The sequence below is a fragment of the Vibrio sp. KUL80 genome, from assembly GCF_059725495.1.
On the sequence record NZ_AP045842.1, the window covers coordinates 1,268,992 to 1,281,066 of the forward strand.

Here is a 12,075-nt window from a genome sequence, read left to right on the forward strand (position 1 = left end):
TCTATCTGGCTACTAGCATCTAACCAAGTGGTCGCTTAAATTCTTGACGAGGATTACTCACCAGAGCTTCTTCACTTTCAAGCAAATTTTTAAACGTTCTGGTTTCGAGTAGTAACTGCAATGTCCCACATGAATCCAAGCAACTCTCTAGCAACAGCAGTAATTGCTATTTGTGATTTTTTCCCTTTAGCTACCAAGCTTCGGTAACGAAAGCATAACCGCTGTTGAGCTTTCCAGGATATATCTTTGGCTTCTTGGCATACGCTATCTGGTCGATTCGTGATTAGCCAACTACCGACCTTAGCATTGTTTCTATATGCCCATGCAGCCTCATACAGAAGCCGTCTTAACTCAACATTTCCAGCCTTAGTGATCCCAGCTTTACGAGTAATACTACCACTTGAGTGCTCTCCAGGTATTAGACCAAGAAACGCCATTATTTGTTTAGGATTACTAAATCGAGAGAAATCACCCAGCTCAGCCACGACGGAGATTGCAATAGTACGTCCGACACCTTTTAAAGCTTGCAGTTGATTAACCAGGCTATAAAGCGACCAGTTAGGAAGTAACCTATCAATTTCTTGGTCTAGTTGCTCAATACGATTTTCTATTTGCTCCAAGCTTTGTCGATAGTGTTCGTAAGCTATTTGTTGAGACGCCAAGGGGAAAGATTGGTTGGCTAGCCATACTCGATGGCGCACAGTCCACATTTTCTTTTCGTACTTTTTCCCCGTTCTCAGAAGAATGCTTTGAATTCGCTGCTTTGCAACCTTAGTATCTTTCTTTGCACAACTTCTGGCTCTCACAAGATCACGCATAGCTTCATGTGTCATGTCAGGTACCCAGACATCAACTAACTCGCCCGCTCTCAACAACCTCGCTAAAGCGACGGCATCGCGATGATCGTTTTTGATCTTGTTGGTTGATATCTTAGGTATTCTAGAAGGAGCCACAACGGTACAATCTATGTTCATGCTAAGTAGCAACCTATACAGCCCGTAGCCTGTTGGGCCTGCTTCGTAGCAGACAAGGATCGTACTGTGTAGCTTGATGAGCTTCTTCATTAGACGAATAACGGCATCCTTTGCTGAAGAAATGTTCCCATAAAAGCGAACTTCTCCCTGCCGTTCTGGACTTGCAATCGCAACAGCAATCGTATCCTTGTGCACATCAAGCCCAATATAAGCAGAATAGTTGACGGGTTCCATATTGATGACCTCCAAAAACGCACCATAGGTGAGTCTTAGTATATAAGGTCATACCATCTGGTTATTCTCGGCCAATCCTAACGGGGCTGACGCGAGCGCGATGCTTTACAGTATCGTGGAAACTGCAAAAGCCAACGGCCTTATCCTATACGACTACATGGTCAAGTGCATGAAAGAGCTGGCAAAAGCAGAGCCAGATGTCGATGCGCTCCTACCTTGGAACTTCAAACATTAGTCATATCGCCCCGTGGGTTCATGGGGCGTTTACCAATAACCGTGCTGAACGCGCAATTAAACCGCTGGTCATTGGCCGAAAAAATTCTTATGACCTTTTTCAAGTTTTTAGGTAAAACCTCTCTCTCCTCTGTGAGATGAGGCATGTTTTCAACGCTAGAATTGCCTGAAAGTGAATCAGCAATTACTTGGGTTATACATACTCTTATTCGGGGATCTTTAGCCCCAACATGGTTTTCGTAATGAGTTTACCTCTATCTGGCTACTAGCATCTAACCAAGTGGTCGCTTAAATTCTTGACGAGGATTACTCACCAGAGCTTCTTCACTTTCAAGCAAATTTTTAAACGTTCTGGTTTCGAGTAGTAACTGCAATGTCCCACATGAATCCAAGCAACTCTCTAGCAACAGCAGTAATTGCTATTTGTGATTTTTTCCCTTTAGCTACCAAGCTTCGGTAACGAAAGCATAACCGCTGTTGAGCTTTCCAGGATATATCTTTGGCTTCTTGGCATACGCTATCTGGTCGATTCGTGATTAGCCAACTACCGACCTTAGCATTGTTTCTATATGCCCATGCAGCCTCATACAGAAGCCGTCTTAACTCAACATTTCCAGCCTTAGTGATCCCAGCTTTACGAGTAATACTACCACTTGAGTGCTCTCCAGGTATTAGACCAAGAAACGCCATTATTTGTTTAGGATTACTAAATCGAGAGAAATCACCCAGCTCAGCCACGACGGAGATTGCAATAGTACGTCCGACACCTTTTAAAGCTTGCAGTTGATTAACCAGGCTATAAAGCGACCAGTTAGGAAGTAACCTATCAATTTCTTGGTCTAGTTGCTCAATACGATTTTCTATTTGCTCCAAGCTTTGTCGATAGTGTTCGTAAGCTATTTGTTGAGACGCCAAGGGGAAAGATTGGTTGGCTAGCCATACTCGATGGCGCACAGTCCACATTTTCTTTTCGTACTTTTTCCCCGTTCTCAGAAGAATGCTTTGAATTCGCTGCTTTGCAACCTTAGTATCTTTCTTTGCACAACTTCTGGCTCTCACAAGATCACGCATAGCTTCATGTGTCATGTCAGGTACCCAGACATCAACTAACTCGCCCGCTCTCAACAACCTCGCTAAAGCGACGGCATCGCGATGATCGTTTTTGATCTTGTTGGTTGATATCTTAGGTATTCTAGAAGGAGCCACAACGGTACAATCTATGTTCATGCTAAGTAGCAACCTATACAGCCCGTAGCCTGTTGGGCCTGCTTCGTAGCAGACAAGGATCGTACTGTGTAGCTTGATGAGCTTCTTCATTAGACGAATAACGGCATCCTTTGCTGAAGAAATGTTCCCATAAAAGCGAACTTCTCCCTGCCGTTCTGGACTTGCAATCGCAACAGCAATCGTATCCTTGTGCACATCAAGCCCAATATAAGCAGAATAGTTGACGGGTTCCATATTGATGACCTCCAAAAACGCACCATAGGTGAGTCTTAGTATATAAGGTCATACCATCTGGTTATTCTCGGCCAATCCTAACGGGGCTGACGCGAGCGCGATGCTTTACAGTATCGTGGAAACTGCAAAAGCCAACGGCCTTATCCTATACGACTACATGGTCAAGTGCATGAAAGAGCTGGCAAAAGCAGAGCCAGATGTCGATGCGCTCCTACCTTGGAACTTCAAACATTAGTCATATCGCCCCGTGGGTTCATGGGGCGTTTACTTTTCTCTATGCCATTGAGAACCTTGCAAGGTTTTCTAGACTCCGTAAAAGAGTCAATCAGTATCTATAACAGTATGAGGCTGCATCTCAGCCTCGGCATGAAAACGCCAAATGAAGAGCATGAAAAAAGCCAACAACTAACGCTGTTGACAGTATTTTGGGACGAGACAGCGATTAGCAACCGGCTTTCGTTGTTTAAACTCGTAGTAGCAAGAAGACGCGACATCGAACAGCTCACAAAGAACTTTGACCGGTTCATGCTCCCTCAACTGGTCAATTAGCGAGAACGTTCGAGTTCGTCCGACATTAAGAGAGCTGTAGCTTTTTTTAGTATGGATTTTTCTCTTTCTAAGCGATTAATCCTAGCTTCCAACTCTTGGATCTTCTGCTGTTCGGGCGTCAGAGCTTTGACCGTTGGCGTTTCTCCGCCACGCTCAATCTTTAGTTGGTCGACCCAGCGTCGTAAGGCCGTATCACCGATGTCTAGAGAGCGTGCCGCTTCAGATATTGAGTAACCTTGATCAAGAACCAAGCTTGCGGCATCTGCTTTGAACTCAGAAGAAAACGTACGTCGTTGTCGTTTTGTCATTGAACACCTCATTTATGGTGGAGACTTTACCACCTAATTTGGTGTCCGAGATCACTAAACCACTACTGTTTATACGTAGTGCACCCTTGGCGCTAAATGACCTATACCGAGCTAATTCTATATTATATATTCCTTTCAAAGCTAAACAAAAGGTTACATTATGAGACGTATTTCAAAGGGTATATTGTCATTAACACTGTTATGTGTGGGAGTAAACACAGCATTAGCTGACGACACACAAACTAAGATTGATCCATCTGACGTTACTGCAGTTAATACTTCAGGTTATTTAGGTTTTAATAACCAAGGCGATATGAAGCTGTCTGGTTCGGTTAGCCTAGGTTCAAAAACTGGTAGTAGTTCAATGGTAACAGCGGAAGCGACCATGGACAAAGATGGTGATTATAGTGATAGTAGGCTTCAGTATTTTCAAGTCTATAACACTGGTAGTGCAATAGCTCCCAAAATGGCAGCTTCGTTAGATATTATTGATAATCAGAACTTTACTACTGGTGCACTTGGTTTTGTTTCTATGATTAACCCTGGAGTTAAGAACTTCATGAGTTTTGCTCGCGTAGGTGTACTGGGCGGTGAATATGATTCGAACTTTGCACAATCAATGGGAGAATCTAACAACAATATTTTTGGTGGTATGGCAGCAATCTACCTTTCATATAAAACAGGTGATGATGGTACTTATATCATGCTTAACCCAGAGTATACATATATGGATGGCAGCATTGATACATCGTTACTAAAAACTTCTCTTACTGTTGGGACTCCAATTACTAGTGATGGTAAGAAATGGGCTCAGTTCAAGATAGAGAACTCAAATGGAAGCATGAAGTCTACAAGTCAAAAAATTGACATTAACGATACAGTCGCATGGGCATTCTTTAAAGCATACTTCTAATAAAAATGCATTGTGTTTAACAATAATGTCATTAAGTACAAGGAGGTACTAATCGATACTTTTTATCTATACTAATTAATATGGTTTCACAAGGTTTTTTATGTCTGAAAGCAAAGTCAAATATAAAGGTCAAAGAATAGTGAGTTCAACTTTTAAAGATGTGGGCCTTGAAGTGCTAATATCTAGCCAGAGTATCAATGAAATATTAAGGTCTAGTTATACTAGAGAGGCGGTGGATTTTACTACTCTAGATGATATATTACTTTCCAGACTAGGAATGTCAGTTGCGTCTGGAACATATCAGGATGTGTTTGAAATACCAAATATATTCATAAATATAGAGAGAAAAACTATTTGTAATAACCTAGTTCTAGAGCAGATTGTAAAGTTAAAAGATGACTTGAAATCTAAAGGATATGGATTGATTGTAGAAATAACAGAAAGAAACTACTGTGGTCGCTGCGAAGGTACTAGAGTCGCATTAGAGTATTTGAAGCATAAAGGAGTGACTCTAGCGATCGATGACTTGGATATCTATCAAGGAGATCCAAGATTTAATGAAGTCCGCAGTGGATATTATGACTATATAAAGATCCCCGCTCCTACTCAGTGTAAGCATTGGAAAGTGCTTGAATCATTTATTCGGTATAGGAAAGAAAAAATTATACTCGAAAATGTTGAATCTGATTCAACCCTAGAGAGAGCGAGTCCACTTCTGAATCTCTTGTGGGGCATACAAGGCTTTTACTTCGACAAAGGTCAACCAATTGAACTGTAGGTCATATTTTTATATTGAGATGGCGTGCAATTGTTCCAGGTTTTGAAGGCTCTATTAAAGTTTGACAAATCGCTATATCCGCAACGCCACGCGACTTCTTTAGGCGTTAAAGGTGTGTCACTCAATAAGCGCCTTGCAGTTCTGTTCCTCGCTTCATCTCTTATTCTTTTGAACGACGTGTTATTTGCTCTAAGTTGTCGATGTAATGTTCTCTTAGACACCCCCAAGAATCGACCAAACCACTCAGAGGTAAAAAATGGTAGTAGTGCATACGTATTTGCCAGTCTTGTGATCTTTGTTTTCCATTCTAAATTTGGTATATCTTCAACTAAAGGCTTAAAATTATTTTTCAATGGGACTTGGATAGCACCAAACTCGCAGTTGAATGTATATTTTCCTGCCAGCCTTTGATTGGCAATATTGGAAGGTGAACTCATGAAGACTTTAAGGGGAACCCAAATTTCGCCTAAAAAGTTTCTACATAATAAAACTAAAGCAAAGGTACGAAACCACTCAGTGTGTTCATACCCAACTGTTCTTGGGGAATAAAATCCACGATGACATAAATACCAACGTCCGTCAATTTCCTCTGTCCAAACAATCACGTGATTGTTCAAATCGGACATGATCTCAATCAGTTTATGAATACAGCCTTCAAGGTCATTACAGCTGTTCACAAGTGTATCGATAGAAGGCGAAATATTTGACAGTGAGAGATTTTTTCCTACTTCATAACCAAGATTAGTATTGGTTATAAGGCTCATTTCATTCAAGAACTGCATAATATGAGCAGAGGATAACCACAATGATTCGTCGACTTCAGCTGTTGGAATGTTGTATTTATCAGCTACTTGTTTCCACTGAATATTTCGTTTCTCGAAATACGCTATGAAAGGAAGCAAGTTGTCTGAAAGTGTTGTGTTAAGTTGACTACTCATCAAGGATCTCTATGTACATATTGGCGTTAAATGACCTATACCAGTGTGGTGCTCAATCATATCATATTACCGTACAAACTATGCAGGAAAATATAAAGATGAAAGTTAAACCGATAGCACTTGCACTTACTGCTTCATTAGCTCTTTCAAACGTTGTCTTCGCTGGTTCTACAGAGAGCAGTGGAGCAGCTCTAAACCCAGTGGAAGCCGCACTTCAAGTCGAAGGAGCACTGGTCACTATGCCAGTAAAAGATGCTAAAAAGCCGTTTTCACCCGAATTCACTTCGGCCGCTCGCAAAGAATTCAACAACTTCCATTGGCAGATGGGGGGGGATCATGCACTGTATTATAATATGCACATGAGTGAATTCATGCCAACTGCCCTGGCTGCACCAAGTGAAAACTACAAACCTTTGGTTAAAAACATTCAGTCTCAACTTGGAAAATTGATAGTGAAGACTGAGACCAAAGGTGAGGTAACAATGGATGAATACCTTGCAGATGAGCAGTTTAGAACTCAGGGCTTCATGTTAATCCATCAAGGGAAAATAGTATACGAAGCATACCCTGGTATGAAGCCAACAGACTCACATATTTGGGCTTCTGCTGCGAAAACAACGGTAGGTACAGTGGTAGCTATGCTCGTCGAAGAAGGAAAGATTGATCCAGAAGCACTAATTACTACCTACGTTCCCGAGCTCAAGGGTACAAGCTGGAGTGACATTACGGTGCACAACGTACTGAATATGGCTACAGGTTTAGATAACGAAGAAACACTCCAGTCAGTGCTAAATCCTGACTCAGACGTAGTAAGGTTTTTCGCAGCATCGTTTAACTCTCCAAGAGCCAAGACGGGCGAGCTAGAAACATGGATGGAGGTTGCCAAAGGCGCTCAAAAATTACAAGGTGAAGGACCTGGTGATCACTTCAGATATGCCTCAATCAATACGATGATACTGACAAAAATGGTAGAAAACGTTGAGCATAAAACGTGGACTCGTGTATTTGAGGATAGAGTTTGGTCTAAGGTTAATGCTCGTCAGTCTATGAAGTTCAATATGACTCCTGATGGGATGGCGATCGCTGTAGGATTAGTTTCAACGACTGTTGAAGACATGGCTCGATGGGGTACGCTATTTACGCCAAGCTGGAATGCAGTAGCTGATGAACCGGTTGTATCGAAAGCGGTTATTGATCGAATCCTAAATGGCGGTGATAAAAAAGCATTCGAGGGCACCAGTAAAGAGTCCTCTTCTGTTCATGCATTTAACGAGAAAGCAGACTACAACTCATATCAATTCGATTACATTTTCGATGACGGTGCGATGGCTAAGAGCGGTAACTTAGGTCAATTTATTTACATCGACCCGGCTCGTGATTTTGTAGGCGTAATGTTCTCTACCAATCCATATCACTCTGGATTCGGCGAGAATAAAGGACCTGCACTAATGCGCTCTGCTGCGAAGCAGTTAGCGGATAAATAATTCCCCCAAGATATTTCAAAAAACGACTTTTCTTAGTTGAGTCATACCTAAGAAGAGTCGTCTCATCCTATAAATAGTTACATGAATAGAAAAACAATACTGTGTAAGCTTGCCCTTCCAATAGGGCTAGCATTACTACAATCTCAACCTGTCATGGCACTTGAAACAAGTTTTGGTGGGTCAATTAAAACTCTCGCAATTTTTGATAGTAGTGCTACCGGTATAGGTGTAAACATACCCGCAAATGCATTATATGGTCGGGATAATAATACTGACTTTAAGATTGATGCCTCTTTATCTCAAATTAAAGCTAACTTTCTTCAAGACTTTGATAACGGTACAGAGATAAGTTCTCATTTTGTAATGGACTTTAATGCTAATAATGATGGCACTATGTCTCCTCGGTTAAGAGAAGCGTATTTAAATTGGGAACTTGGTTCTGGTTCTTTAACTCTTGGTCAGACATGGTCTACATTTATGGACATGAAGAACTATCCACTGTCTTTAGCGGAGCCAACTTTAAGTGGTGTCGTGTTTAAAAGGCAGCCTATGATTAGATGGAGTCAAGATTTCAGTGGTGTGAAATATGATATTGCTTTAGAAAGCAGCACTAATAGCGAGATAAGCAATAGTAAGGAATTGACAACAAGTGGTAGTTTACCTGATCTAGTCGGAGGCATTGAATTCACAGGCGAGCAGAATTGGTTGCGTTTAACCTCAGCGCTTGGGCAGGTTAGAGTGCAAGATGATTCAAATAATTACCAAGAGCTTAAGTATGGTGTACAGCTTTCCTTAGGACACAATTTCATTAATGGTGATCAAGTCACACTATTAACAAATACTGGTAAAGGTATGGAAAGGTATTTACTTGGCATTTCAGGAACAGGTGCTACTTGGAACGAAAATACGAGTTCATTAGACCTAAGAGAAACTAATAGTTTGATGCTGTCGTATACACGTCAATGGAATTCATCATTAAAGTCTGTTGCCGCTTACGGTCATGCTAAGTCTTCGCCATTAAATTGGCAGGAACAACAGAATGTCGATACATTTACAAGCAGTGACTACGCAATGATTAATTTTCTTTGGCAAGTTCAGAAGGCGCTAACAGTTGGTGTCGAGTATGATTATTCGAAATACGTAAGAACCCAAGATGGTTCAAGAGTTAACCATAGAGTGATGATGGGAGTGGAGTGGAAATATTAACAAAGAGATATTGAATCACGTTTCAGTAACATAAAAATATAGAACTAAAAGATATTATTAAATGAAGATAATCTAATCTTTCAATAATAATAATAAAAAGAAATATTTTTCGGACAATACAATGTTGAAATTAAATAAATTATTATTAGCTATGGTCACTATAGGAGTTGTTTCCGGATGTCATCACCAAGATGAAGGTGATAGTAGACCAACGCTTCCTGATATAGAAAAAGCTCAAACAGCACCTTCTCAAGCTGTTGTCATTCAAGAAGGCTATAAGGCTACTGATGTACGATACGCCTATGAAAAAGAAGAAAGTGCTGAATGGGAGCATATGTCACAAGAGTATCAATCTAGGGTTACTACTTATAACGAGATTGCTCATCAGTACCCCCAATCCAATGAAGACTCTTACCCAGGGTTTGATGAACTTCCAAGTTTTATTGAGGGGGAAACATACGACCAAACTGCAACATTAGTCATATTTACTGATGGGCAACGCTACGGTGTATTCTCTAACAAGTGGTGGACGCAAGGTAATGTGCCGAGTTTTGATGATAAATCTGGTCCTTGGACTCTTGTAGCGGAAACTGACTCCAATGGTCGCTATTTGACTGAACTTGATTCAGTCAAAGAGTGGCGAATCGACAGTACATACCTTATTGATGACAAGGTAAAATACAGAATAGGTGATGTTGAGTATTGGTTCCGAGCAAGATATTGGACTAAGGGAGACACACCAGCACTAACTAAAGAAGATGGTGGCGATCTAGAAAAGTGGGAAACGCCTTGGGAGAAAACCCAGGCTCCAGAGGAGGGAGACAAACCAGACCCTTCAAAGCCTGAGCATGGATTACCGATACTGCCTCCTTGTGAAGGTGACGATTGCAAATTACCTGAGGACCCGAACATTCCTCCAGTTATTCCTGGGCCGCCTGAAGAGCCATTGATTGATCCGGAGCCTGCGCCTAAACCAGAGCCTGGCCCAGGTGATGATGTGCTACCAGCAGAGGGGTACGCATTTCTCCGAGATTTAACCAAAGAAAATTGGGATTGGTTCTTTCCGATGCGTTCCGGTCGCTACAATGAAAGCGGTGATGCTAGGAATCGCCCACCATTTGCAAACCCTGACGGTTCAACCGACGTTTTTACACTGAAAGCGTTCAAAGAAGCCGTTGTTGAATACAATGCGTGGGCTGCTCAACACAACTACAAGCAGTTTTTGAATGAGGGTTCAAAGTCACAACAAGCATTAGAGTTTGCTTCTTTTTGGGGTAAGGCATCTCGTGAGACGTCAGGAACTTGGGCAAATGCTCCGGAACCTTGGATCACTAAAGACAATGATGGCCAAGATGTTTGGAAAGGGGCGTTATACTGGGTTGAAGAAGTTGGTTATTCAACTAACCCAGATGGCACGAGCCCGACTATCAACTATGTAGATGCAGCTTCAAATTACAAACCTGTATCCGGTCGCTCATATTATGGTCGTGGAGTCATTCAGCTTTCGTGGAACTACAATTACGGCGCATTCAGTGAATGGTTGTATAATAACGGCATGCTGGCAGATCTTATAAAAGACAAAGATACTTTGCTCATTCGACCTGATTATGTCGCAACCAATGGCGAGCTGTCTATTTTGTCAGGAATTTGGTTTTGGATGACACCACAAGAAGCGAAACCATCTGCGCATGATGTAATGTATGGAGATATGACTCACGTATCAGAATCGAGCAGAGACCAAGGATTGCCACAACGTAACGATTCTGGCTCTGTTCCTACAGAGGAAGGAGAGTCCTATGATGAAGCTGTCATTGCGTATCGCTTAGGCACCGTAACAAATATTGTGAATGGTGGGCTTGAATGCAATGGTGCTGCTTCTTGGCATCTAGGCCCCGTTCAAAGGGTATCTTATTACAATGCATATGCAAAATACTTGAATACGATAATGGTGGATATCAGCGTTCCTTTGATAACTGATGCAGAGAATGTCTGGACAACCTCTGTAACAGAAAACAGCCCGGAAAACTTAAAGACATCAAGCTGTTTCGTTCAGAAAGCATATTACGGTTGGTAACACTTACTAATAAAATGAGTTTAACCGTGTGACTTTAAAAGGCTTTGCATATTTGCAGAGCCTTTTGTCTTTGACAAATTTACGTTGGATATCCGTGAGGCAATGAGTTATCAACTTAACAAAAATATGGTCAATTTAAATTGGTGTGTTTTAATGAAAAAAATTATATGTGGATTGATTATTACTATTCTTACCGCCTGCCATGAAACATCGGATCCTCCAAGCTCTATACCTTTAGAACAGAAAGATACTACAAAGTACATGCACTATAATGTAATAGAGAATAGTTGGATCAGGAGAGGGAATGATGTTAACTATAGCAATGTAGGTTATCTTTATATTTCTAGAGATAGTAAAGAAAGTGTATCAGATAAATGGTACGCTGATACTTTACTAAAGTTTGATATATCAAATAAACCGAGTGCGGAAAAGATCGACAGTGTTAAATTAGTTTTTGATGTGCGGCTTGTTAATGCAGTGCAGGCTCCTTTGAGAGTGGAAGTTTACGCACTGTCTAATGACTGGATAGAAGAAACCGTTACTGGTAGAACCGATTTGTCAAGGGGAGACTATCTTGGGGCTGTGCCGGATAGTGCTATAAGTGTAGGAGTTGTAGAGCTGGATGTTACAGATTACTTTAAAACTAGTGATAGTAGCGAACTCTCTTTCTTAATAACTGCAGAAGGTAGTGAAGACAAATCTTCAATGCAGATTTTCTCAAATAAAGTAACTGATGGGAGAAATAAATCTCCTCAACTGAGTGTTAAAATTAAAGATGACTTCGTTGAAATTCCGAATCGATTCCCGGAGATACTTGATGCTTACTTAGATGAAGACTATTCACGAGACTATTATTTAAATGACTGGTCTCTTGCTGGTGTTATATACCCGTGATCATTGAAGACGCTTGATTTTTCCTGAA

The 12,075-nt window shown here is 41.2% G+C and carries 11 protein-coding genes and 3 pseudogenes; 10 read left to right on the forward strand and 4 right to left on the reverse strand.

Annotated features, from left to right (window positions below; genetic code table 11):
• Positions 1-89 precede the first annotated feature (89 nt).
• Complete coding sequence (locus AC6I8U_RS22120) at positions 90-1,208, reverse strand: IS110 family RNA-guided transposase (protein ID WP_498018163.1); 1,119 nt, start codon at positions 1,206-1,208, stop codon at positions 90-92.
• 46 nt (positions 1,209-1,254) lie between these two features.
• Between AC6I8U_RS22120 and AC6I8U_RS22125 the strand changes: the two are divergent.
• Positions 1,255-1,443: pseudogene (locus AC6I8U_RS22125) on the forward strand (transposase domain-containing protein); the annotation flags it as partial.
• Positions 1,412-1,558: an IS66 family transposase gene (locus tag AC6I8U_RS22130; protein WP_498019594.1), complete on the forward strand. Its 147-nt coding sequence runs from the start codon at positions 1,412-1,414 to the stop codon at positions 1,556-1,558. The pseudogene AC6I8U_RS22125 and the gene AC6I8U_RS22130, both read left to right, overlap by 32 nt.
• Positions 1,559-1,784: 226 nt before the next feature.
• Here AC6I8U_RS22130 and AC6I8U_RS22135 read toward each other — a convergent pair whose 3' ends face one another.
• On the reverse strand, positions 1,785-2,903 hold the full coding sequence (locus AC6I8U_RS22135; protein ID WP_498018163.1) for an IS110 family RNA-guided transposase: 1,119 nt from the start codon (positions 2,901-2,903) through the stop codon (positions 1,785-1,787).
• A 46-nt stretch (positions 2,904-2,949) separates the two neighbouring features.
• On the opposite strand from AC6I8U_RS22135, the pseudogene AC6I8U_RS22140 reads away from it, so the two are divergent.
• Positions 2,950-3,138 (forward strand): annotated as a pseudogene (locus AC6I8U_RS22140) (transposase domain-containing protein); the annotation flags it as partial.
• 20 nt (positions 3,139-3,158) lie between these two features.
• Positions 3,159-3,452, forward strand: a complete 294-nt coding sequence (locus AC6I8U_RS22145; protein WP_498019680.1) for a hypothetical protein — start codon at positions 3,159-3,161, stop codon at positions 3,450-3,452.
• On the opposite strand, the pseudogene AC6I8U_RS22150 reads toward AC6I8U_RS22145, so the two are convergent.
• Positions 3,342-3,760 (reverse strand): annotated as a pseudogene (locus tag AC6I8U_RS22150) (transposase); the annotation flags it as partial. The gene AC6I8U_RS22145 and the pseudogene AC6I8U_RS22150 sit on opposite strands and share 111 nt — an antisense overlap.
• Positions 3,761-3,920: 160 nt before the next feature.
• Between AC6I8U_RS22150 and AC6I8U_RS22155 the strand changes: the two are divergent.
• Positions 3,921-4,673 (forward strand): hypothetical protein, encoded by a 753-nt coding sequence (locus AC6I8U_RS22155; protein ID WP_498018553.1) that lies wholly within the window; start codon positions 3,921-3,923, stop codon positions 4,671-4,673.
• A 100-nt stretch (positions 4,674-4,773) separates the two neighbouring features.
• Positions 4,774-5,451 (forward strand): EAL domain-containing protein, encoded by a 678-nt coding sequence (locus tag AC6I8U_RS22160; protein WP_498018554.1) that lies wholly within the window; start codon positions 4,774-4,776, stop codon positions 5,449-5,451.
• Here AC6I8U_RS22160 and AC6I8U_RS22165 read toward each other — a convergent pair.
• Positions 5,433-6,389, reverse strand: coding sequence for a helix-turn-helix domain-containing protein (locus AC6I8U_RS22165; RefSeq protein ID WP_498018555.1), 957 nt, complete (start codon positions 6,387-6,389; stop codon positions 5,433-5,435). The genes AC6I8U_RS22160 and AC6I8U_RS22165 overlap by 19 nt on opposite strands.
• A 98-nt stretch (positions 6,390-6,487) precedes the next feature.
• Between AC6I8U_RS22165 and AC6I8U_RS22170 the strand changes: the two genes are divergently transcribed.
• From AC6I8U_RS22170 to AC6I8U_RS22185, 4 genes are all read left to right on the forward strand, one after another.
• Positions 6,488-7,873, forward strand: coding sequence for a serine hydrolase domain-containing protein (locus tag AC6I8U_RS22170; protein ID WP_498018556.1), 1,386 nt, complete (start codon positions 6,488-6,490; stop codon positions 7,871-7,873).
• An 81-nt stretch (positions 7,874-7,954) separates the two neighbouring features.
• A complete protein-coding gene (locus AC6I8U_RS22175; RefSeq protein WP_498018557.1) occupies positions 7,955-9,079 on the forward strand; it encodes a DcaP family trimeric outer membrane transporter in 1,125 nt (374 codons plus the stop codon).
• A 121-nt stretch (positions 9,080-9,200) separates the two neighbouring features.
• A complete protein-coding gene (locus AC6I8U_RS22180) occupies positions 9,201-11,153 on the forward strand; it encodes a glycoside hydrolase family 19 protein (RefSeq protein WP_498018558.1) in 1,953 nt (650 codons plus the stop codon).
• A gap of 153 nt (positions 11,154-11,306) precedes the next feature.
• Positions 11,307-12,047, forward strand: coding sequence for a CBM96 family carbohydrate-binding protein (locus AC6I8U_RS22185; RefSeq protein WP_498018559.1), 741 nt, complete (start codon positions 11,307-11,309; stop codon positions 12,045-12,047).
• Positions 12,048-12,075: the final 28 nt, after the last annotated feature.